At 68.4% G+C, this 22,109-nt stretch carries 20 protein-coding genes; 16 read left to right on the forward strand and 4 right to left on the reverse strand.

Features of this window, described 5'->3' with window-relative positions; all coding sequences use genetic code 11:
• Nucleotides 1-11 precede the first annotated feature (11 nt).
• Nucleotides 12-1,001, forward strand: coding sequence for a malate dehydrogenase (locus tag ACX1DX_RS00220; RefSeq protein WP_182764535.1), 990 nt, complete (start codon nt 12-14; stop codon nt 999-1,001).
• Nucleotides 1,002-1,067: 66 nt separating this feature from the next.
• Here the strand turns inward: ACX1DX_RS00220 and ACX1DX_RS00225 are convergent, their stop codons facing one another.
• Complete coding sequence (locus ACX1DX_RS00225; RefSeq protein ID WP_182764534.1) at nt 1,068-2,693, reverse strand: monocarboxylic acid transporter; 1,626 nt, start codon at nt 2,691-2,693, stop codon at nt 1,068-1,070.
• The gene (locus ACX1DX_RS00230) at nt 2,690-3,037 is read right to left on the reverse strand and encodes a DUF485 domain-containing protein (RefSeq protein WP_459397251.1); all 348 of its coding nucleotides are present in this window, start codon (nt 3,035-3,037) and stop codon (nt 2,690-2,692) included. The genes ACX1DX_RS00225 and ACX1DX_RS00230 overlap by 4 nt, the downstream gene beginning before the upstream one ends.
• A 173-nt stretch (nt 3,038-3,210) precedes the next feature.
• On the opposite strand from ACX1DX_RS00230, the gene ACX1DX_RS00235 reads away from it, so the two are divergent.
• The 8 genes from ACX1DX_RS00235 (at nt 3,211) to ACX1DX_RS00270 (ending at nt 12,522) form a co-directional block, all read left to right on the forward strand.
• The gene (locus ACX1DX_RS00235) at nt 3,211-4,059 is read left to right on the forward strand and encodes a formyltetrahydrofolate deformylase (protein ID WP_209455254.1); all 849 of its coding nucleotides are present in this window, start codon (nt 3,211-3,213) and stop codon (nt 4,057-4,059) included.
• Nucleotides 4,060-4,071: 12 nt separating this feature from the next.
• The gene (locus tag ACX1DX_RS00240; RefSeq protein WP_459397252.1) at nt 4,072-5,427 is read left to right on the forward strand and encodes a hemolysin family protein; all 1,356 of its coding nucleotides are present in this window, start codon (nt 4,072-4,074) and stop codon (nt 5,425-5,427) included.
• Nucleotides 5,420-6,631 carry a phosphotransferase gene (locus ACX1DX_RS00245; protein WP_459397253.1) on the forward strand — a complete coding sequence of 404 codons (1,212 nt, stop codon included), beginning with the start codon at nt 5,420-5,422 and terminating at the stop codon, nt 6,629-6,631. The genes ACX1DX_RS00240 and ACX1DX_RS00245 overlap by 8 nt, the downstream gene beginning before the upstream one ends.
• Before the next feature lie 117 nt (nt 6,632-6,748).
• Nucleotides 6,749-7,939, forward strand: a complete 1,191-nt coding sequence (locus ACX1DX_RS00250; RefSeq protein ID WP_459397254.1) for a BMP family lipoprotein — start codon at nt 6,749-6,751, stop codon at nt 7,937-7,939.
• A 156-nt stretch (nt 7,940-8,095) separates the two neighbouring features.
• The gene (locus ACX1DX_RS00255; protein WP_459397255.1) at nt 8,096-9,649 is read left to right on the forward strand and encodes an ABC transporter ATP-binding protein; all 1,554 of its coding nucleotides are present in this window, start codon (nt 8,096-8,098) and stop codon (nt 9,647-9,649) included.
• Nucleotides 9,642-10,826, forward strand: a complete 1,185-nt coding sequence (locus ACX1DX_RS00260; RefSeq protein WP_182764528.1) for an ABC transporter permease — start codon at nt 9,642-9,644, stop codon at nt 10,824-10,826. Before ACX1DX_RS00255 ends, ACX1DX_RS00260 begins: the two co-directional genes overlap by 8 nt.
• Complete coding sequence (locus ACX1DX_RS00265; protein WP_459397256.1) at nt 10,823-12,127, forward strand: ABC transporter permease; 1,305 nt, start codon at nt 10,823-10,825, stop codon at nt 12,125-12,127. The genes ACX1DX_RS00260 and ACX1DX_RS00265 overlap by 4 nt, the downstream gene beginning before the upstream one ends.
• A complete protein-coding gene (locus ACX1DX_RS00270; RefSeq protein WP_182764526.1) occupies nt 12,127-12,522 on the forward strand; it encodes a cytidine deaminase in 396 nt (131 codons plus the stop codon). Before ACX1DX_RS00265 ends, ACX1DX_RS00270 begins: the two co-directional genes overlap by 1 nt.
• A gap of 60 nt (nt 12,523-12,582) precedes the next feature.
• Here ACX1DX_RS00270 and ACX1DX_RS00275 read toward each other — a convergent pair whose 3' ends face one another.
• Nucleotides 12,583-13,608 (reverse strand): hypothetical protein, encoded by a 1,026-nt coding sequence (locus ACX1DX_RS00275; protein WP_459397257.1) that lies wholly within the window; start codon nt 13,606-13,608, stop codon nt 12,583-12,585.
• Nucleotides 13,609-13,666: 58 nt separating this feature from the next.
• Here ACX1DX_RS00275 and ACX1DX_RS00280 point away from each other — a divergent pair, with 58 nt between their 5' ends.
• The 5 genes from ACX1DX_RS00280 (at nt 13,667) to ACX1DX_RS00300 (ending at nt 17,740) form a co-directional block, all read left to right on the forward strand.
• Nucleotides 13,667-14,737 (forward strand): adenosine deaminase, encoded by a 1,071-nt coding sequence (locus tag ACX1DX_RS00280; protein ID WP_459397258.1) that lies wholly within the window; start codon nt 13,667-13,669, stop codon nt 14,735-14,737.
• An 86-nt stretch (nt 14,738-14,823) separates the two neighbouring features.
• Complete coding sequence (locus tag ACX1DX_RS00285; protein ID WP_459397259.1) at nt 14,824-15,270, forward strand: DUF2871 domain-containing protein; 447 nt, start codon at nt 14,824-14,826, stop codon at nt 15,268-15,270.
• Nucleotides 15,267-16,481: a sensor histidine kinase gene (locus ACX1DX_RS00290; RefSeq protein WP_459397260.1), complete on the forward strand. Its 1,215-nt coding sequence runs from the start codon at nt 15,267-15,269 to the stop codon at nt 16,479-16,481. The genes ACX1DX_RS00285 and ACX1DX_RS00290 overlap by 4 nt, the downstream gene beginning before the upstream one ends.
• Nucleotides 16,478-17,098 carry a response regulator gene (locus tag ACX1DX_RS00295; protein WP_459397261.1) on the forward strand — a complete coding sequence of 207 codons (621 nt, stop codon included), beginning with the start codon at nt 16,478-16,480 and terminating at the stop codon, nt 17,096-17,098. Before ACX1DX_RS00290 ends, ACX1DX_RS00295 begins: the two co-directional genes overlap by 4 nt.
• A 96-nt stretch (nt 17,099-17,194) precedes the next feature.
• On the forward strand, nt 17,195-17,740 hold the full coding sequence (locus ACX1DX_RS00300) for a DinB family protein (RefSeq protein WP_459397262.1): 546 nt from the start codon (nt 17,195-17,197) through the stop codon (nt 17,738-17,740).
• 37 nt (nt 17,741-17,777) lie between these two features.
• On the opposite strand, the gene ACX1DX_RS00305 is transcribed toward ACX1DX_RS00300, so the two are convergent.
• Nucleotides 17,778-20,051 carry an ATP-binding cassette domain-containing protein gene (locus ACX1DX_RS00305; RefSeq protein ID WP_459397263.1) on the reverse strand — a complete coding sequence of 758 codons (2,274 nt, stop codon included), beginning with the start codon at nt 20,049-20,051 and terminating at the stop codon, nt 17,778-17,780.
• 116 nt (nt 20,052-20,167) lie between these two features.
• Here ACX1DX_RS00305 and ACX1DX_RS00310 point away from each other — a divergent pair, with 116 nt between their 5' ends.
• Nucleotides 20,168-21,058, forward strand: coding sequence for a GNAT family N-acetyltransferase (locus ACX1DX_RS00310; protein ID WP_459397264.1), 891 nt, complete (start codon nt 20,168-20,170; stop codon nt 21,056-21,058).
• Between the two features lie 68 nt (nt 21,059-21,126).
• Nucleotides 21,127-22,050, forward strand: coding sequence for an RNase H family protein (locus tag ACX1DX_RS00315; protein ID WP_459397265.1), 924 nt, complete (start codon nt 21,127-21,129; stop codon nt 22,048-22,050).
• Nucleotides 22,051-22,109 lie beyond the last annotated feature (59 nt).

Raw genomic sequence — 22,109 nt, forward strand, 5'->3', positions numbered from 1 at the left:
AGGAATGAGAAGTGAGCACTGCAGCTCCCGTCAAGATCGCCGTCACCGGCGCCGCTGGTCAGATTTGTTACAGCCTCCTGTTTCGCATCGCGAGCGGCTCGCTGCTGGGGGACACCCCCATCGAGCTGCGCCTGCTTGAAATCACCCCGGCGCTGAAGGCCCTCGAGGGCGTCGTCATGGAGCTCGACGACTGCGCCTTCGGCAACGTGGTCAACATCGAGATCGGCGACGACCCCGCCAAGGTGTTCGACGGTGTCAACCTGGCCATGCTGGTCGGCGCGATGCCGCGCAAGGCGGGCATGGAGCGAGGCGACCTGCTGTCGGCCAACGGCGCCATCTTCACCGCGCAGGGCAAGGCCCTCAACGACGTGGCCGCCGACGACGTCAAGGTGCTCGTCACGGGCAACCCCGCCAACACCAACGCGCTGATCGCCATGAAGAACGCTCCCGACATCCCGGCCGAGCAGTTCAACGCGCTGACCCGTCTCGACCACAACCGCGCCCTGTCGCAGTTGGCCGCCAAGCTGGGCGTGCCGGTCACCGACATCACGAACATGACCATCTGGGGCAACCACTCGGCCACCCAGTACCCGGACATCTTCAACGCCAAGGTCAACGGCCAGAGCGCCGCTGAACTGGTCAACGACCAGGCCTGGCTGGAGAGCACCTTCATCCCCACCGTCGCCAAGCGCGGCGCGGCCATCATCGAGGCGCGCGGCCTGTCGTCGGCAGCGTCGGCAGCCAACGCCACGGTCGAGCACATGCGCGACTGGGTGCTGGGCACCCCGGACGGCGACTGGGTCTCCATGGCCGTGCCGTCCGACGGTTCCTACGGCGTGCCGGAGGGCATCATCTCGTCCTTCCCGTGCACCGTGAAGGACGGCAGGTACGAGATCGTCCAGGGCCTCGAGATCAACGAGTTCTCCCGCGCCAAGATCGACGCCTCGGTCGCCGAACTCACAGACGAGCGCGAGGCCGTCACGGCCCTCGGCCTCATCTGAGCTGAACAACAACACACCGGCCCGCCCCCGAATCGGGGGCGGGCCGGTGTGCGTTCAGCCTGTCGGTCAGTGGTCGAGGGCACCTGCCGCGCCGGCGCCGGTCATGGAGCGGACCTCCATCTCGGCGGCCTGATCGGCGAACTGGTTGTGGTCCGGCTTCAGGACGGAGCCCAGCCAACCGAGGAAGAAGCCCGCCGGCACGGAGAAGATGGCCGGCGAATCCCACGGGAACCAGGAGAAGTCGACGTCGGGGAACATCGAGCCGGGGCTGCCCGACACCGCGGGGGAGAAGGCGATCAGCACGATGGCGGTCACCAGACCACCGCTGATCGACCACACTGCGCCCGCCGTCGAGAACTTCTTCCAGTACAGCGAGTAGAGGATGGAGGGCAGGTTCGCCGAAGCGGCGATGGCGAACGCCAGCGACACCAGGAAGGCGACATTCTGCTCCTTCGCGACGATACCGCCCAACACGGCGACACCGCCGATGAGGACCGACGTCCAGCGGGCCACCTTGACCTCCTTGGCCGGGTCCGCCTTACCGTCCTTGAGTACGTTGTTGTAGATGTCGTGCGCGAACGACGCGGAGGCCGTGATCGCCAGGCCCGCCACGACGGCGAGGATGGTCGCGAACGCCACACCCGCGATGACCGCCATCAGGACGGCGCCGCCCAGGTGGTAGGCGAGCGCCGGGGCAGCAGCGTTGGCGCCGCCGGGCATGCCGCGGATGGCCTCGGGGCCGACCAGCCACGCGGCACCGTAGCCGAGCACCATCGTGAACAGGTAGAACGCACCGATGAGGCCGATGGCCCAGGTCACGGAGCGACGCGCCTCCTTGGCGGTGGGCACCGTGTAGAAGCGCATCAGCACGTGGGGGAGGCCGGAGGCGCCGAGCACCAGGGCCATGCCCATCGAGATCAGGCCGATGGGATCGGTGTAGCGCTCCATGGGCGCGAGGAGGTCGAAGGTGGGCAGTTCGGGGTTGGCCGCACCGTCGGACGCGGTCTTGTCGATCGCCGCACCGATGAGGGCCGACATGTTGAAGCCCTTGAACGCCAGCACCCAGATGGTCATGATCAGCGCGCCCGTGATGAGCAGCACGGCCTTGATCATCTGCACCCACGTGGTGCCCTTCATGCCGCCGATGAGCACGTAGCCCACCATCAGCGCGCCCACGATGCCGATGACCAGGTTCTGGCCCCAACCGGAACTGATGCCCAGCAGCAGCGACACCAGCGCACCTGCGCCGGCCATCTGCGCCAGCAGGTAGAAGAAGGAGATGACGAGGGTCGAGGTGGCTGCGGCGGTGCGGACGGGCTTCTGACGCATGCGGAAGCTCAGCACGTCGGCCATCGTGTACTTGCCGGTGTTGCGCAGCGGTTCGGCCACTAGGAGCAGCGCGACCAGCCAGGCGACGAGGAAGCCGACGGAGTAGAGGAGGCCGTCGTAGCCGTACAGCGCCACGGCGCCGACGATGCCGAGGAACGACGCGGCGGAGAGGTAGTCGCCCGCGATCGCGAAGCCGTTCTGGCGGCCGTCGAATTGGGCGCCGCCGGTGTAGAAGTCGCCGGCGCGCTTCTTGCCGCCCTGGCTCACGCGGATCACCACGAACATGGTGATGACGACGAAGCCGGCGAAGATGCCGATGTTGATCAGCGGGTTGCCCAGCAACTGGGTTTCGAGGATGGTCATCGTGAGTGGCCCTCCAGTTCAGTGCGCAGTTCGACCGCGACGGGGTCGACCTTGCGGGTCATGTAGCGGATGTAGAGCCAGGTGATCAGGAACGTGCTGATGAACTGGCCGATGCCGAACAGGAAGCCCACCGACACGTTGCCGAACACCGGCGTCATCATCAGGTCCTTCGTGAAGATCGAGCCCAGGACGTAGGCGAGGTACCAGACGAGGAAGACCACGGTCATGGGGAAGGCGAACGAGCGGAACACCTTCTTGAGGTGTTGGAAGTTCTCCGATTGCTGGACCCGGTGGAACTCTTCTGGGGGAATGATGCCCCGGTGGGGCGATGTGACGTCATCCATGACGGATTCTCCTCAGCGTGGCGCATCGTTGCGCGCCTGCATGTTAGCAATCGGGCAGTTCGTTTGCGCGAATCTGTGATTTATCCCAAAACCCTCAGCCGTTCTGTCCAGGTGGGCGCCTGACCCTCGATGAGCGACCTCGCCCACCGGGCGCCGCGCCGCATACCGCTAGGCTGAGCGCCATGCATCAGCTCGTCGTCACTCTCGACTGCCCTGATCGCCCCGGCATCGTCCACGCGATCACCGGAGGCATCGTCCAGGCAGGCGGGAACATCACAGAACTCCAGCAGTTCTCCTCCCCGGACACCGGCCGCTTCTTCACCCGCATCCACGTCGAGGACGCAGATCCCGAGGCGCTGTACACCTCCGTCGACACGGCAACCCGGGGCTTCGACGCACGGCTGCGGGTGGACGACGCGACGCGCCCGGTGCGCACCCTGCTGCTCGCCTCCAAGGCCGGTCATGCGCTCAACGACCTGTTGTTCCGGTGGAAGGGCGGCGACCTGCCCATCGACGTCGTCGGCATCATGGCGAACCACGCCGTCCTCGCGCCCATGGCCGCGTTCTACGACGTGCCGTTCAAGCACCGCTTCGTCACCCCCGAGACCAAGCCGGCCTTCGAGGCGGAGATCCGCCGGGTCGTCGAGGAGGAGGACGTGGAGCTGGTGGTGCTCGCGCGTTACATGCAGATCCTCAGCCCGGAACTGTGCGAGTTCCTCGCCGGCCGGGCCATCAACATCCACCACTCGTTCCTGCCCGGCTTCAAGGGCGCCAACCCCTACCGCCAGGCACACACCCGCGGCGTCAAGCTCATCGGGGCCACCGCCCACTTCGTCACCGGCGACCTCGACGAGGGCCCGATCATCGAGCAGAACGTCGTCCGCGTCGACCACACGATGGACGTGGCCAAACTGGTCCGCAAGGGTCAGGCCCAGGAGTCGCAGACGCTGGCCGAGGCCGTGCGCCTGTTCGCTGAGCACCGTGTGCTGACCGACGGTGACCGCACCGTCATCTTCCGCTGACCAGGCCTCCTGTTGTTAGGAGATATCGCCCTCATCGGGCTGTTCATCATCATCGGCGGGGTCTTCGCGGCCGCCGAGATGGCTCTGGTGACCCTGCGGGAGTCGCAGATCCGGCGCCTGTCGCTGAAGGGTAGCCGCGGCCACGCCGTCGCGCGGCTCACCAGCAACCCCAACCTCTTCCTGTCGGCCGTGCAGATCGGTGTGACCATCTCCGGCATGCTGTCGGCCGCCTTCGGTGGCGCCACCATCGGCGCCCGTCTCGTCCCGGTCCTGGTGGGCTGGGGGATGGCGGAGAATGTCGCCGCACCGCTGTCGCTGGTGCTCACCACTGTGGTGATCGCGTACTTCTCCATCGTGGTGGGGGAGCTCACCGCCAAGCGTCTCGCCATGCAGCGCCCGGAGACGTTCTCGCTGGCGCTGGCGCCGCTGGTCTCCGGCATCGCGAGGCTGGCCCGCCCGCTCATCTGGATGCTCGACATCAGCACCAACTTCCTGGTGCGGGTCCTCGGCGGTGACCCCACCCAGTCGAAGGACGCCGTCACCGACGAGGAGCTGAGGGCCATGGTCATCAGCTCCTCCACTCTCGGGGTGGAGGAACGCAGCATCGTCGACGAACTCTTCGACGCCGGCGAACTCAGCCTCCGCGAGGTGATGGTGCCGCGCACCGAGGTGGACTTCCTGCCAGCAGACATGCCCATCTCGCTGGCCTACCGGGAGGTGCGCGGCGCCCCCCATTCCCGCTACCCGGTCACCGACGGTTCCTCTGACCGCATCGTCGGCTTCATCCACGTGCGCGACCTCATGGACGTGGAAGGCGCCGCCCGCTCCGGCGACGTCCGCTCGCTGGCCCGTGACGTACTCTTCCTGCCCGAGACCGTCAAGATCCTCACCGCCATGACTGCGATGCGCAGCCGCGGCGCCCACCTCGCCATCGTGCGCGACGAGTACGGGGGCACGGCGGGCATCGTGACGCTGGAGGACCTGTTCGAGGAACTCATCGGCGACATCACCGACGAGTACGACCTGGCCGACGGCGATGCGGCGCGCGAGGTCAATGAGGTCGACGGGCTGACCACCATCGAAGAGTTCGCCGAGCTGACGGGCCACGTCATCCCAGAGGGCCCCTACGACACCGTCGCCGGCTACTACATGTCCGTGGTGGGGAAGCTGCCGGTGCCGGGCGGCCTGATCAACGTCATGCTGGAACCCGTGCGGAACTCCGCCGGGGCGCGCGCCGCCTGGTACACGCTCGAGGTCCGCGAGCTGGACGGCCGACGCGCCGCGTGGTTCACGTTGCGCCGCGAGGCGGCTGCGGAGCCACAGCAGGAGAGCTCGGCGCCGCACCAGGAGGGGGACCCGGATGCCTGACGACGGCATGGGGCTGCTCACCGGGCCCCGCGTCGAGCCGCTGCTGCGCGCCGCCGTCGAGCATCAGGGCGGGAATCTGGTGAGCTGGTCGCTCGACCACGTCGACGCCGCGCCGGAGCATTCCACCACCGCCACCTACCTGGCGCAGATCCGCTGGCCCCACGGTGAACGCACGGAGCTGCTCGGGGTGAGCGCCCGCACGGGGGAGTTGTCCGCGTCGGACGCGCGCGCGGAGATCTTCGACGACGGCAGCCGCCGCGTCGCCGTGTGGCTCTACCCCAACGACCCGGACCTGCTCGGGCTCCCGACGGCGGCCTTCCCGGAGAAGATGGCAGAGGCCCTCAACGCCGGGGGAGTGCTGGCGCGTCCGGTGACGGGTGGCCAGCTGTCGTTGTCGATGATCGGCTACCGGCCCCGCCGACGCGCCGTGGTGAAGGTGGTCGTGAACGACCCGCACGTGGTGTTCTACGTCAAGGTGCTGCGCGAGAGGCTGTTCGCGGACGTGCTGGCCAAGCACACGATGCTCCGCGATGCCGGCATCCCCGCGCCTGAAGTGGCACTCGCCACCCCTGACCACCTCCTCGTGACCCGCGAACTGCCGGGCATGGCGCTCGCCAGGGCGCTCTTCGAGCCCGGCGATCCCTGCACCGCCGAGGACCTGATCGGCATCCTCGACGCGATGCCGCCCGCCGTCGCCCGGTTGGAACGTCGCGCCCCCTGGGCCGAGGCCGTCGGTCACTATTCGCGGATGGTGTCGGCCACGCTGCCCGACGCGGGGGACGAGCTCGCCTGGATGACCGACGAGATCACCAAGAGGCTCGCCCTCTTTCCGCCCGGCGACGAGGCCACCCACGGCGACTTCCACGAGGGTCAGTTGCGCGTCTCGGAGGGCCGGATCGTCGGCATGCTCGACGTCGACACCATCGGGCCCGGCAGACGGGCCGACGACCTGGCCTGCCTCATCGGACACCTCTCCACCATCCAGCGGATGAACCCGGAGCAGGAGGGCAAGGTGCGCGATCTGTTGGCGCGCTGGGTGCCGGTGTTCGACCGACGCGTGGACCCCGTCGAACTGAGGCTGCGGGCCGCCGCCGTGATCATCTCGTTGGCGACGGGTCCGTACCGCAGCCAGGAGGTGGACTGGCGGCAGCAGACACTGCAGATGATCCGCTCCGCGGGCGCCCTGGTGCGCCAGGTGGTGTGATCCAATCCGCGATTGTTGCGTATCTATAACGATCAACTGCAGCGCAACAAAAGTCCCAGCCACGGAGCGGTATTGTCGGGTTGCCCCACTGAAACCGGACCAACAAGGAGGATCTTCGTGAAGAAGTCCCTGCTCAGCCTCGTTTCGGTCGCTGCGGCCAGCGCTCTCGCGCTCGCCGGCTGCGCCGAACCGCCCGCCACCACCGAACCCGGCACGGAAACTTCCGCGGCCGTTGGGACCAGCGCCGAGGAAAGCCCTGGCACGGAAGAGAGCCCCTCGACGGAGCCCTCGACCGACGCGTCGGCCTCGGCCAGCGCGTCCGGCAGCGTGGACGCCGCAGACTTCACCGCCTGCATGGTCTCCGACGCCGGTGGCTTCGATGACAAGTCCTTCAACGAGACGGCCTACAACGGCCTCATGCGCGCCAAGGACGAACTCGGCATCGCCACCAACCAGATCGAGTCCAACGCCGAAGCCGAGTACGCCGGCAACGTGCAGGCCATGATTGACGCCAACTGCAACATCATCGTCACGGTCGGCTTCGCTCTCGCCAACGCCACTGAGGCCGCAGCCAAGCAGAACCCCGAGACGAACTTCGCGATCGTCGACTATGGCTCGTTCGAAGGCGTCGACAACGCCAAGGGCCTGCTGTTCAACGCTGCTGAGCCCGCGTTCATGGCCGGCTACCTCGCCGCGGGCATGAGCCAGACCGGCACCGTCGGCACCTTCGGTGGCGCCAACTACCCCACCGTTTCCATCTTCATGGACGGCTTCCACGAGGGTGTCAACTACTACAACGAGGCCAAGGGCGCTTCCGTCAAGGTCATCGGTTGGGACGAGGCCAAGCAGGACGGCCAGTTCATCGGCGGCAACAACCCGTTCGGTGACATCCCCGGTGGCAAGAACACCGCCAACACCCTGATCGCTCAGGGCGCTGACGTGCTCCTCCCCGTGGCCGGCCCCGCCGGCATCGGCGCTCTCCAGGCCGCCCAGGAATCCGGTGGCAAGGTCAACGCCATCTGGGTCGACACCGACGGCTACGAGTCCGCTCCTGAGTACGGTGCTCAGATCATGACGTCCGTCGAGAAGGGCATGGACGTCGCAGTGTTCGAGGCCATCAAGTCGGCCCTCGAGGGCAGCTTCTCCTCCGAGCCGTACGTCGGCACCCTGGAGAACGGTGGCGTTCTGCTGTCCGATTACCACGACTTCGACAGCAAGATCCCGGAGGAACTCAAGGCCGAGGTCGAGCAGGTCAAGGAAGACATCATTGCCGGCACCATCGAAATCACGTCGCCCAGCCAGCCCTGAGCTTCGCTGAGTTGACCCAGGGGAGGGGCGCAACGGCGCGTCCCTCCCCTTTCTTCGCACCGTCCCACAGGGTTTCGGCGCCGCCCTCAGGCCGCGCCGTCCTCGACCCGCTACGCTACGAACCACGCCGCACCAGGCGAGGGGAGGAACTCCGACGTGACAGTAACCACCGCGCAGGCACCGACGCTGACGCTGGACCACATCACCAAGCGATTCGGATCGCTGACGGCCAATGACGCCATCACCGTGGACATCACGCCGGGGCGCATCCATTGCCTCCTGGGCGAGAACGGCGCCGGCAAATCGACGTTGATGAACATCCTCTTCGGGCTCCTGCAGCCGGACGAGGGCGAGATCCGGATGGGTGATGAGGTGCTGAACCTCACCAACCCGAAGCACGCCATGGCCAAGGGCATCGGCATGGTGCACCAGCACTTCATGCTGATCCCGGTGTTCACCGTCGCGGAGAACATGGTGCTCGGCCGCGAACCCGGCAGCGGGGGCCTCCTCGACATCAACTCCGCCCGCAAGGCGGTGCGCGAACTGAGCGAGCGCTACAACATGTTTGTGGACCCCGACGCGCTGGTCGAAGACCTGCCGGTGGGCATCCAGCAGCGCGTGGAGATCCTCAAGGCCCTCGCGGGCGGCGCGCAGTACCTCATCTTCGACGAGCCGACGGCGGTGCTCACTCCGCAGGAGATCGACGAGCTGATGCTCGTGATGAAGGCTCTCCGCGACGAAGGCAGGGCGATCGTCTTCATCACGCACAAGTTGCGCGAGGTGCGCCAGGTCGCCGATGACATCACGGTCATCCGCCGCGGCAAGGTCGTCGGCAAGGCGGAGCCCGGCGCCTCCGAGGCCGAGCTGGCCACCATGATGGTGGGCCGTTCGGTGTCGCTGAAGGTGGACAAGAAGCCGGCGGAGCCCGGCGAACCCCGCCTCACGATCAATGAATTGACGGTGGCCGCCCCGTCGGGTCAGGTCGCCGTCGACCACCTCAGCCTGGATGTGCGTGGCGGCGAGATCGTGTGCATCGCCGGCGTGCAGGGCAACGGCCAGACCGAACTCGTCGAGACCCTGCTCGGCACCAGGACGGCGCTCAGTGGCACCGCCACCCTCGACGGCTTGGACATCACCCGCGCCAAGCCGGCGAAGACCATCAAGGCCGGCCTCGGCTACGTTCCGGAGGACCGGCACCGCGACGGCTTCATCGGCGAGTTCTCCATCGCGGAGAACCTCGTGCTCAACAACCTCGACGAGTTCTCGCGCGGCGGTTCGCTGCAGCTGAAGAAGATCGCCGACAACGCGGTGGCCCGCATCGAGGAGTTCGACATCCGCGCCGGCTCGTACGCTCAACCGGTGCGCTCGCTCTCCGGCGGCAACCAGCAGAAGGTGGTGCTCGCCCGCGAACTGTCGCGCGACCTGTCACTGCTCGTCGCGAACCAGCCCACCCGCGGCGTGGACGTCGGCGCCATCGAGTTCCTCCACACCCGCATCGTGGAGGAACGCGACCGCGGCACCGCTGTGCTGCTCGTCTCCACGGAACTGGAGGAAGTCGAGTCCCTCGCGGACCGGATCGCCGTCATGTACCGCGGCAAGATCGTCGGCATCGTGCCGCCGGACACCCCGCGCAATGTGCTCGGCCTCATGATGGCCGGCATCAGCCACGAGGACGCACTCGCCACGATCAAGGAGGCCGGCAATGAGTGACAAAGTGAAGGCACCCCGTCCGGCGTGGGTCACCTCCGCCATCATCACGGTGGCCTCGCTGATCCTCGCGTTCATCGTCGGCTCGTTCGTGATGGTGTTCACGGACGCCGAGGTCGCCTCCACGTGGGGCTACTTCTTCTCCAGGCCCGGCGACGCGCTCGTCGCGTCGTGGGACAAGATCTCCGCCACGTTCTACGCCATGTGGGTCGGCTCCATGGGCTCCTGGGTGGCCATCACCAACACGACGGCGGAGGCTGCGCCCCTGATCTGCGCGGGCCTCGGTGTCGCCGTGGCGTTCCGCGCCGGGCTGTTCAACATCGGCGCCCAGGGCCAGGCGATGCTCGGCGGCCTGACGGCCGCCTTCATCGGCTTCAGCATCAAGGGCCTGCCGATCTTCATCCACCTCCCGTTGGCCATCGTCGTGGGCATCGTGGCGGGCGCCATCTGGGGCGGCATCGTCGGCCTGTTGAAGGCGAAGACCGGCGCGCACGAGGTCATCGTGACCATCATGATGAACTACATCGCCGGTTCGTTGTTGGCGTTCCTCATGCTGCAGCCGGCGTTCCAGACGCCCGGCCGTGCAGACCCGATCTCGCCGGTCCTGGAGTGGACCGCCACGCTGCCGCGCCTGGCCGGTACGCGGCTGCATCTGGGCTTCTTCCTGGCCATCGTCGCCGCCATCGTCTGCTGGTGGCTGCTGGAGCGCACCAAGTTCGGCATCCACCTGAAGGCCGTGGGCCTGAACCCGAACGCCGCCGCCACCTCCGGCGCCAGCGTGGCCAACGTGACCATCCTCACCATGGCCCTCGCCGGTGGCCTCGCCGGCCTGGCCGGCGTGCAGGCCGTGACCGCCCCTGAGCTCCTGACCGGCACGCCCACCCAGATGACCGGCACGATCATCGGCACGCTGGGCTTCGACGCCATCACCGTGGCACTGCTCGGTAGATCGAGACCACTGGGAGTGGTGCTCGCGGGCCTGCTGTTCGGTGCCCTCAAGGCTTCGCGCCGCACGATGGTCACGATGGCCAACACGCCGGACAAGCTGACAGACCTCATCCAGGCCCTCGTCGTGCTGTTCGTGGCCGCGCCCGCGTTCGTCGCGTGGCTGCTGCCGTTCCTCAACGAGCGCAAGACCAAGCGTCGTTCCGTTCCTGTCGCGAAGGTGGCTGAAGCATGAGCACCCAGACCCTGCCCATCCCGGACAGCGACCTGCGCCTCGTCAAGAAGGTCGAGTCGCCGGAGGCGAAGGCCCAGCGACTCTCCACCGGCACCCTGATCGCCGTCATGGGCGTCGCGCTGTTGGTCATGGCGTTCACCGTCAACAAGTCCGGGCGGATCGCCCTGTCCGATGCCTTCTCCGAGGTGCAGTTGCCCACGCTGGAACTGCCCGGCACCGCCACGGTCCTCATCGCGGCCCTGCTGGTACTTGGCGCCGGTATCGGCTACCTCACCGGGAAGCTCAGCGGCAGGATGCGCACGCTGGCGGCCGTGGTCGCCGGCCTGGGCATCGTCGTCGGCTTCCTGGTGTGGGCCGCGGCCAGCTCACCGCTGCCGTTCACCCTCACCAGCCAGCTGAACCTCACGCTCGAATACGCGACGCCGCTGTTCTTCGGCGTGCTGGGTGGCGTGCTGGCGGAGCGGGCGGGCGTGGTGAACATCGCCATCGAGGGCATGTTCCTCACCGCGGCGTTCTCGGCCTCGCTGACCTACAGCATGACGCAGTCGTTCGTCGCGGCCCTGTTCGCGGCCGCGTTGGCCGGCGTCATGATGGCCGGGATCCTGGCGCTGTTCACGCTGCGTTACCTGGTGGACCACGTCATCATCGGCGTCGTCATCAACGTGCTGGCCACGGGCCTCACGGGCTTCATCTACCAGCAGTTGGTGGCCAAGGACATCGCCACCTACAGCAACGTGCGGCCCATGCTGCCCATCCGGATCCCTGGCCTGGCGGACGTCCCCTTCCTCGGGCCCATCCTGTTCACGCAGCGACCCCTCACCTACATCGCGTTCGTCGCGGTGCCGCTGGTGTGGTTCCTGCTGTTCCGCACCAAGTGGGGCCTCCGGGTCCGCTCGGTGGGCGAACACCCGCACGCTGCAGACACCGTCGGCATCAACGTGCTCTGGACCAAGGCCTCGGCCGTGCTGCTCGGCGGCGTGTTCGCCGGCGTCGGTGGCGCGTACTTCACCATCGGCTCGGTGGGGTCGTTCCAGGACAACAACCCGACGGCGGGCAACGGCTTCATCGCGCTCGCCGCGGTGATCATGGGCCGCTGGCACCCCGTCCTCGGCGCATTCGTCGCGCTGTTCTTCGGCTTCGCCCGCGCGCTGGCCCAGAACACGAAGCTCATGCAGCTTCCCATCCCCAGCGACTTCATCGAGATGCTGCCGTACCTGGCCACCATCATCGCGGTCGCCGGCCTCGTCGGACGCGTGCGGGCCCCTGCCGCAGACGGCGCGCACTTCATCAAGAGCCACTGATGACGAGCATCGACTGGGAGGCGCTGCGGGCCACGGCCCTCAGCGTCATGACCCGCGCGTATGCGCCCTACTCGAGGTTCCGGGTGGGGGCGGCGGCGCTGGTGGACGACGGGCGCGTGGTGAGCGGCTGCAACGTGGAGAACGCCGGCTACGGCGTCACGCTGTGCGCAGAATGTGGGCTGATCTCGGACCTCGTCGCCGGTGGGGGTGGGCGCCTGGTGGCGTTCACCTGCGTCGGTGGGGAGACGCGCGGCGAGGTGATCACGCCGTGCGGACGGTGTCGCCAGCTGCTCTTCGAGCACGGCGGCGCAGACCTGCTGATGGAGACCCCGGCGGGCATCGTGACCTTGGCGGAGATGTTGCCGCAGGCCTTCGGCCCCGCCAACCTCACCTGACCGCACGCCCCCCGCGGCGCTGCGGCTGGTGTGCGATGAGCAACGGGAGGGCCGACGCGTCTACTGGTACGACACGAGGTGGGGCAACGGCTTGACCTGCGCCACCGTCTGCTGAGGCGTCAGCATGGGCAGGTCCTCGTCCTCGAAGTTCTTCCAGCCGAGGAACACGTTCTGGGGGAGGTCCTTCAGCAGCGCCTGCCAGGTGGCCTGCTTCGCCGGCTGGCCGCCCTGCCCGTCGGCATGCATGAGGTACTGGATCTCCGGGTGGCTGGTGTCGAGCCGCTGCCTGCCGATGACCATCCGGGGCTGGAACTGGTGCAGGACGAGCACCTTCGACGGCAGGTTGTTGTCGCGCACCAGGTCTGCCAGCCAGGTGCCCACGGCGTTGACCTCTTCGATCGCCACCTGCCCGATCTGACGCAGGTGCACCTGGTTGGGCTTGAGGCGCCACTCCGGATCGAGCGCCAGACCCACCGACGGACGGCGGAGCAGTTCCTCGTACAGCTTGGCCTGCGTGAGGAAGTCGACGCGGCCGGGCTGGAGGTCGATGATGACGTAGATGTCGTTGGCTTCGGCCGCCTCGATCCACGGCATGATCGTCTCGATCGGGGTGCGGTTCGAGTAGGAACCGTCGGCCGTCCTCGACGCCGAGGCCACCGTGACGATGATCTCGAACGCCCCGATGACCTTCTCGTCGGGCAGGAGCTTCTGGTACTCCGCGACGAGCGCGTTGACCCGGGTGACCGCCTGGGCGGGCGGCTGCTCGCCCAGCATGCCGAGCACCGGCGCCGTGGGGTGTCCGTACAGGGCGACCATGCGTCGGTCCGGAAACGGGGTGGTGCCGCCGCCGGGCAACTCGGCCACCTGCGGGGTGGGCGAGGGCTCGGGGGAGGGGCTGCTGGGCTCCGGCGACTGGCTGGCCGACGCCGACGCCGATGGGCTGCGGGAAGCGGTGGTCGGCGAGGCCGACGTCGGGTTTTCGGAGGGGGGCGCCACCGGGGATCCCGCGTCGGTGCAACCGGTCGCCAGGGCGAAGCCGCCTGCTGCGGTTCCCGCGATCAGTGCTCTTCTGTTCAGCTCAGCCATTGCAACAGCCTGCCACGGATCGGGGGCAGCTCCCCGGCCTGCCCGGTAGCCTGAGCCCATGCTGAGCCTCGACGACCTGCGCGCACTGCCCAAAGTTGCACTCCACGACCACCTCGACGGAGGGCTGCGCCCCGAAACCGTCATCGAGCACTGCGCTGCCAACGGCCACGAGCTCCCGACCACGGATCCGGAGGCTCTGCGCCGGTGGTTCTTCGAAGCCGCAGACTCCGGCTCGCTGGTGCGCTACCTGGAGACCTTCGCGCACACGGTTGCCGCGATGCAGACCGCCGAGCAGCTCGAGCGGGTGGCGCACGAGTTCGTCGTCGACCAGGCCGAGGACGGCGTCGTCTACGCCGAGGCGCGCTGGGCTCCCGCGCAGCACCTGGGCAGGGGGCTGACGCTGCAGCAGTCTGTCGAGGCGGTGCGCGACGGCTTGGCCTCCGGCATGAGGGCGGCCGCGGCGTCGGGCCACGCCATCGTCGCGCGGCAGATCCTCACCTCGCTGCGCCAGGACGACCCCACCGTCGAGATCGCGCAACTGGCCATCGACAACCGCGACGACTCCGTCTGCGGGTTCGACATTGCGGGGGCGGAGGACGGCTTCCCCCCGTCGCGCTTCGAGGGTGCGTTCCGGCTGCTCAAGAAGCACAACATGTTCTTCACCATCCACGCGGGCGAGGCATTCGGGCCGCCCTCGATCTGGGAGGCCGTGCAGCTGTGCGGCGGCAACCGTCTGGGCCACGGCGTGCGGATCGTCGAGGACCTCACCATCGAGGAGGACCGCGTGCGGTTCGGCCGGCTGGCCGCGTACGTGCGCGATGCCCAGATCCCGCTCGAGGTGGCGCCGTCGTCGAACCTCCAGACCGGCATCGCGGGGCAGATGAAGGACCATCCCATCGACCTGCTGAAGGGCCTCCAGTTCAACGTGACCGTCAACTGTGACAACAGGTTGATGAGCGACACCACGATGTCGCGCGAGTACCTCAAGCTGGTGGAGACGTTCCGCTGGGACCTCGACGACGTCGAACGGACCACTGTGGGTGCGATGCGCGCGGCGTTCCTGCCGCACGACCAGCGCGAATCGATGATCCGCGAGGTCATCCTCCCCGCCTTCGCCGCCGCCCGCTGACGTCCGGAAGGCCGGGGCGGCTGGATCCACCGAAGGATGGATGCCTGCCGGGTGAACCCTGTGAGCGGAACCGCGACGATGGATGCATGCTGAATCGACTCTTCCTCTCCGCCGGAACCTGGACCGCCCTCGGACTCGCCTCGGGCCTCTACTGGCGCGAAATGACCAAGATCAACGAGTTCACCGGCGACACCATGCTCTCGACCGCCCACACGCACGCGCTGGCGCTCGGGACCCTGGTGTTCCTCGCCATCCTGGCGCTGGCCAAGGTCTTCCCCCTCGCGGAGAAGAGCGCGAAGCTCTTCACCCTGCTCTACAACATCGGCCTCGCCTTTACGTTCGGTTCCATGGTGGTGAAGGGCACCCTCCAGGTGCTCGAGGCTCCCATCGCCACCTCCGCCATGTGGCCCGGCTTCGCGGGCCTCGGTCACATGATCCTGACCGGCACCTGGGTGCTCTTCTTCGTCATCCTCGGCAAGGCGCTGAAGGCTGACGCCCGCCAGCCGCTGGAGACCGCTACCGTGGAGGCGTGACGACCCCTTCCCCGCGAGCCCAGCTGGGCGTCGCTCGCGCGCCCAGGTGGTCGGCCTCCTGGTGGTTGAGGGCCGGGCAGGCGGTGATGTTCGTCGGGTTGCTGATCATCGCCAGCGTCCTGCCGGAACTCGGTTGGGCAGCCTTCTGGGCCTGGCCCGTGGCCGCCGTGACCCTGCTGGTGTTCGTGTTGGTCCTCCAGAGCGTCGACAGGATGGGCGCGCTGGGCCGCACGGTGTGGATGAGCGTCCTGTTCACGTTGTCCACAACCCTGATGTGGATCTCACCGAATTACCTGTGGATCGCCTTTCCGCTGTGGCTGATGGGCGCGGCGGTGCTGCCGCTGCTGACGTCCTTGCTGTTCACCGCCGTCACTCTCGCCGTGATCGTGACGGTGCTGAGCATGGGCGGAGACAGCGGCGTCGGCTCCATTCTGGGACCACTCTCGGGCGCACTGATCGCGGTGGGGCTTTCGCGCGGTGTGCTCAAGTTCGAGCACGAGGTCTCTGAGCACCGTCGCCTGCTGGACGAGGTGCTGCGGGCCCATGACGAGACCGCGCGCCTGCAGCGCGAGGCCGGTCAGCTGGCCGAACGCACCCGGCTCGCCCACGACATCCACGACACCCTGGCGCAGGGGTTCTCCTCCATCGTGCTCCTGGCCCGGGCTGCGCGCCGTAAGGCAGCCGACGACCCGGCCCGGGACCTCATCGCCCAGATCGAGGCCACGGCGACGGAGAACCTCGCGGAGTCACGCCGCGTCGTCTACGCCTTGGCTCCCGAGGAGGCCGGCGCAGGTGGCCTCGCCGCACCGCTGCGTCGCCTGACGGCTGAGGTCGCCGAAGCGCTGGAAGCGCAGTGGGACGTCACCGTCGACCCCGAGCTGCCCCGGCTCGCCACGCCCACTGAGGTGGCGCTCCTGCGCGCGGCGCAGAACGCGTTGGCCAACGTGCGCCAGCACTCGCGGGCCGGCCGCGTCGGCGTCGAGTTGGCCCGCGCAGGGGACCACGTCCACCTTGATGTCGTCGACGACGGCATCGGGTTCGACCCGGCCCTCACTGTGGAGCGCACCATGAGCGGGGGCTACGGGCTGCGCGCTCTCCGCGAGCGCCTCGCGGACCTGGGCGGTGAGCTCACCGTCGAATCGGAGCCGGGAGGTGGCACGGCCGTCACCGCCCGCCTGCCGCTGGTGCGGGCGGACGAGGTGTTGCCATGATCCGGGTACTGCTGGTGGACGACCATCCGGTGGTGCGGTCCGGCGTCGCGGCGCTGCTGAGCGGGGCCGACGCCATCGAGGTGATCGGGTCCGCCGCCACGGGCGAGGAAGCACTGCGGCTGGTGGACGATCTGTCGCCAGACGTGGTCCTCTGCGACCTGAGGCTGGGAGAGGGGCTCGACGGCGTGGGCGTCACCGAGGCGGTCAGACGCAGGCCCGGCCCGCCGGCGGTGCTGATCCTCACCACCTACGACAACGACTCCGACATCGCCAGGGCCGTCCTGGCCGGGGCCGCGGGGTATCTGCTCAAGGATGCGCAGCCCGAAGACATCATCGAGGGCATAGCGGACGCGGCCGCCGGGCGGCTGGTGCTCTCGCGTGACCTCGAGGTGCGCGTCGTCGAACGGATGTCGCAGGGCGTGCCCGCCGTGAGTGCGCGGGAACTCGACGTGCTGCGTTTGGTTGCCGAGGGCAGCACCAACCGAGAGATTGCCAGGCAGTTGTTCATCTCCGAGGGCACCGTGAAGACGCATCTGGTGCACGCCTTCGGAAAACTGGGGGCTGATTCGCGTACCGCCGCGGTCGCCGCGGCGCGCCGGCACGGCCTGCTGAGCTGACAGCTGGTGATCCTCGCCGGATGATCGCTGCCCAGTTCCCTTGCGGGCGACGGCGGATGCTGAACTCCTGAATGCCACGGGCGCTAATGTCGTGCCATGAGTGAGCCCAATGCACCCGTCACCCCGGTCGCTGACGCGAAGGACTGGACCTGGGTCACCGAGCGCCAGTGCCCGGAGTGTGGTTTCGATCCCGCGACGGTGTCGCCGGATGACCTGCCCGCGCTCATCCTGGGCGCGGCCGAGCGGTTTGAGGTCGCCGTCGAGCGGAAGGGCGCGGAGGAGCGTCCGTGGCCGGAGACGTGGTCGCCCATCGAATACGGGCAGCACGTGGCGGACGTCATGGCGGTCATGACGGAACGTCTGGGCCTGATCCTCGACAGCGACGGCGCGGGCACCGAGTTCGAGGACTGGGACCAGGACGCCGCCGCCGTCGAGAAGGAGTACTGGAAGGCCAACGGCCACGCCACCGCCGTCCTCATCAAGGAACGGGCCGAAGCCGCGGCGAAGGCGTGGGCCGAGCCCGTCGGGGAGCAGTGGTCCTGGGCGGGGCTGCGAGGTAACGGCTCCGAGTTCACGGCGCAGTCACTGGGCCTGTACTTCGCGCACGACCTGATCCACCACCTGCACGACGTCGCCGGCTGAGTCGCCTGCGGGTGGTTCGAACCCTGGCGGTTCGCGGTCAGGGAGCCAGGTACTGCCTCAGGTGGTCGCCGGTCAGGGTGCCCGCATCCATCAGGCCTTCGGGCGTACCCTCGTAGACGATGCGGCCACCGTCGTGGCCGGCGCCCGGGCCCACGTCGATGATCCAGTCGGCGTGCGACATCACGGCCAGCGAATGCTCGATCACGATGACGGAGTTGCCGCGGTCCACGAGGCCGTGGAGCATCTCCAGCATCGCCTCGATGTCGGCGAGGTGCAGCCCCGTGGTGGGCTCGTCCAGCACGTAGACGCCGGCACCCTCGGCCATGCGGATCGCGAGCTTGATGCGCTGGCGCTCGCCGCCGGACAGGGTGGAGAGCGGCTGCCCGAGCCTGAGGTAGCCCAGGCCCACCGCCAGGAGGCGGTCCAGGATCTTCTTCGGGGTGCCGGCGGTGAACACCTCGGCGGCCCTCCCGATCGGCAGTGCCAGCACCTCGGCGATGTTGAGCCCGTGGAGCCGGTACTGCAGCACCTCGTCGGTGAACCGTCGGCCCTCGCACACCTCGCAGGTGTTGGCCACCCCGGCCATCATGCCCAGATCCGTGTAGACGATGCCCAGGCCCTTGCAGTTCTCGCAGGCACCGGCCGAGTTGGCGGAGAAGAGCGCGGGCTTGACGTCGTTCTCCTTCGCGAACGCCGACCTGATGGGGTCCAGCAGACCGGTGTACGTGGCGGGGTTGGAGCGGATGGAACCCCGGATCGCGCTCTGGTCGACCACGCGGATCTCGCCGGCCTTCTTCAGCGCCCCAGACTGGATCGAGCCGTGGATCAGCGACGACTTGCCTGAACCCGCCACGCCCGTGACCACCGTCAGCACGCCGAGCGGCACGTCGACGTCGACGCCCTTGAGGTTGTGCGTGGTGGCCCCGCGGATCTCCATCGCGCCCGACGGCGTGCGCCGGTGGGTGCGTAGCGTGGGCTTGTGGTCCATCAGTTCACCGGTGATGGAGCCGGACCTCCGGAGGCCCTCGAGGTCGCCGACGTAGACGATCTCGCCGCCGTCGGAACCGGCGCCGGGGCCGATGTCGACGATGTGGTCCGCCCGCTCGATGACCTGCGGCTTGTGTTCCACGACGAGCACGGTGTTGCCCTTGTCGCGCAGCGACTGCAGGAGGTCGATCATCCGGTTGATGTCGTGCGGATGGAGGCCGACGGTGGGCTCGTCGAACACGTAGGTCACGTCCGTCAGCGCGGAACCGAGGTGGCCCACCATCTTGACCCGCTGGGCCTCGCCGCCGGACAGCGTGCCGGATTCGCGGTCGAGCGACAGGTAGCCGAGCCCCACCTCCACCAGCGAGCCGAGCTGGTCCGCCAGCGCGGTGAGGACGGGGAGCGCCTTCGCCGAGGTGGTGTGTCCTGCCAGTTCCAGGACCCATTCGCGCAGGTCCGAGACCTGCCACGCCAGCGCGGCGGGCAGCGTCACGCCGTCGACCTCAGCGGAGCGCGACGCCTCGTTGAGCCGCGTGCCGCCGCACTCGCGGCAGGCGACGAAGGTGCCGATCCGCTCCGCGAATTCGCGGATGTGCTTCTGGCCGGCCTCCTTCTCCGGGTTGAGGAACTGGCGCTTCACGCGCACGACGATGCCCTCGTGCGTGGTGTTCATGCCCAGGAACTTCACCCGGGTGCCGGGGTCGTACATCAGCCGTTCGAGCTCCGCCGGCGTGTAGTCCTTGACTGGCTTGTCCGGGTCGAGCTCCGGGTCCTCGCCGTACATCTTCCACTGCCAGGTGCCCACCCCGTAGCCAGGGACGGTGATGGCGCCGTCGTTGAGGGAGAGCTCGGTGTTGACGATGAGCGACTCGTCGACGGCCGACACCTTCCCGTTGCCCTCGCAGGCCGGGCACATGCCCTGCGGCGTGTTGAAGGAGAAGTGGAAGCTGGGTCCCACGTGGGGCGTGCCCAGGCGGGACCAGACCAGCCGCAGCAACGAGTTGACGTCGGTGGCGGTGCCGACGGTGCTCCGGCTGTTTGCTCCCATCCTTTCCTGGTCCACGACGATGGCGGCCGACAGGTTCTCCAGCCGGTCCACGTCGGGCCGGGCGGGGGAGGCCATGAAGCTCTGCACGAACGCGGGGTAGGTCTCGTTGATGAGCCGCTGCGACTCCGCCGCGATGGTGCCGAACACCAGGGACGACTTGCCCGAACCGGAGACTCCGGTGAAGACGGTCAACTGCCGCTTCGGGACGTCGACGGAGACGTCCTTGAGGTTGTTGACGCGCGCGCCGCGGACCTTGATCCGATCATGCTCTGCCACCGGGCAAGTATGCCCCCGCAGGAGTGGCCCCGGCCAGACCCCTTGGCCACCCCACCCGAGTTTCACGGGGTCGACGGGGGCCCGAGGGGGCGGGGGCGGTGAAGTAATCTGGCGCAATGATCATCGAGGTCCCCGCCGGAGCGCCGCGCATCACGCTGCGGCATCTCGACGCGGACGGGCGCGCCTCAGACTTCGTCGGCCACCTCATCGCCGCCGACGACGACCGCCTGGTGGTGCTCCCGGAGGACAAGCCGGCCGTGTGGCTGCAACGCTCGATGGTGAAGAACCTGAAACGGGTCCCAGAACGCACTGTGCTGCCGGCCTCGCCCCCCGACGCCATGCAGCGGATGCTGGACCGCACCTGGCCCGGGCTGCGTCGCGCCCGGTTGGGCGGCTGGGTCCTCCGCGACGGCAACCGGCGCACCACCCGGGCGAACTCCACCCTGGTGGGCGGCGACCCCGGGATGCCGTGGAACGAGGCGCTCACACTGGCCGACGAGTGGCGCGGCCGGCCCACCATCCTGCAGGTGGTCATGGGTGATCCTGTCATCGACCTGGCCAAGGCCGCGGGCTACGAGTTGCGTGGCCCCACCGTCGTGATGGTGGCCCGGGCTGATGACCTGCCGTATGACCACGTCGAGGTCAAGAAGTCGTCTGAGCCCGACGAGGGGTGGCTCTCCATCTGGCGCGGCGGCCGCACGGACGCCGACCTGGTGGCGGAGATGACCAGCGCCCCGGCCACCTATGCGCAGATCCCGGGCATCGCCGTGGGGCGCGTCGCCCTGTGGGGTTCGTGGGCGGTCATCTCGTCGGTCGAGGTCGCTCCCGCACTGCGGGGCACCGGTTGGGGGCGGGCGATGACGCGGGCGTTGGTGGATTCGGTGGAGTGCCGCTTCGTCGCCCTTCAGGTGGGGGAGGAGAACACCGCCGCCCGCTCGCTGTACGCCAAGGAGGGCTTCGTGGAGCACCACACCTACGCCTACCTCTTCCCGCCCACCGCCGGATGAGTCCTTCGTAGCGTTCGCCCGCGCTCGCCAACTCTCGGGGCGGGGGAGGCGGCGGTAGGGTGTCGGGCGTGATTGTTGCTGCCGCAGACGGTTCCTCCCTCTCCAACCCCGGCCCGGCAGGCTGGGCCTGGTACATCAGCGACGACGCGTGGGCCTCCGGGGGCTGGCCGCACGGCACCAACAACATGGGTGAACTCATGGCGGTGCTGGACCTGCTGCAGTCCACGGCGCACGTCGACGAGCCCATGCGCATCCTCTGCGACTCGCAGTACGTGATCAACTCGCTGACGAAATGGCTGCCGGGGTGGAAGCGCCGGGGCTGGAAGAAGGGCGATGGCAAGCCGGTCCTCAACGTCGAACTGATGAAGGAACTCGACGTGGCGATGCAGGGGCGCAACCTGCACTTCGAGTGGGTCAAGGGTCATGCAGGGCACGCAATGAACGAAGCGGCCGACGAGCGGGCCAGGGCCGCCGCGTTCGCGTTCCAGCAGGGTGTCGCCTTCGATCCCGGCCCGGGCTTCCCGTCGGCCGCAGCCCCCAAATCGAGGGAGCAGGAGTTCGCCATCGGGTCCACAGATCCGGAGCCGGACCTGTTCTCCCTCGGCGAGCCCGAGCCGGCGCCCTCTGGCCCGGCCGGCGGATGCCCCGGCACCGCTTCACCGCGGGTCAAGGCCAAGCTCCTGCAACTCACGCGTGAACTCCTCGACGACGAGGTGAGAGGCGACTCCCGGGCGCTCGGCGCGCTGCTCCACCCCCATTTCGTCGCCCATGCGCTCGACGGCCAGATCGTCGACAAGGCGTACGGGGCGTGGCAGCCCACGTCGTCGCGCTTCGAGGTGCTCGCCGTCGACACCTACGCGGAGGGAGTTGCGGGCGTGCGCTGGCGCCAGGGCGACGACCTCAGCCGCCTGCGCTTCTCGCTGTGGCAGCAGACCCCCGACGGCTGGCTGATGCGGTTCGCCCAGGTCACGCTCGCCGACGCCGTCGGCTGACCGGGCTGGGCCCCGCTCAAGAGAAAAGAGCTCCCTCGCGGAGGGCGCCCTGCGTGGGG

The sequence above is a fragment of the Tessaracoccus zhenghani genome, assembly GCF_054552775.1.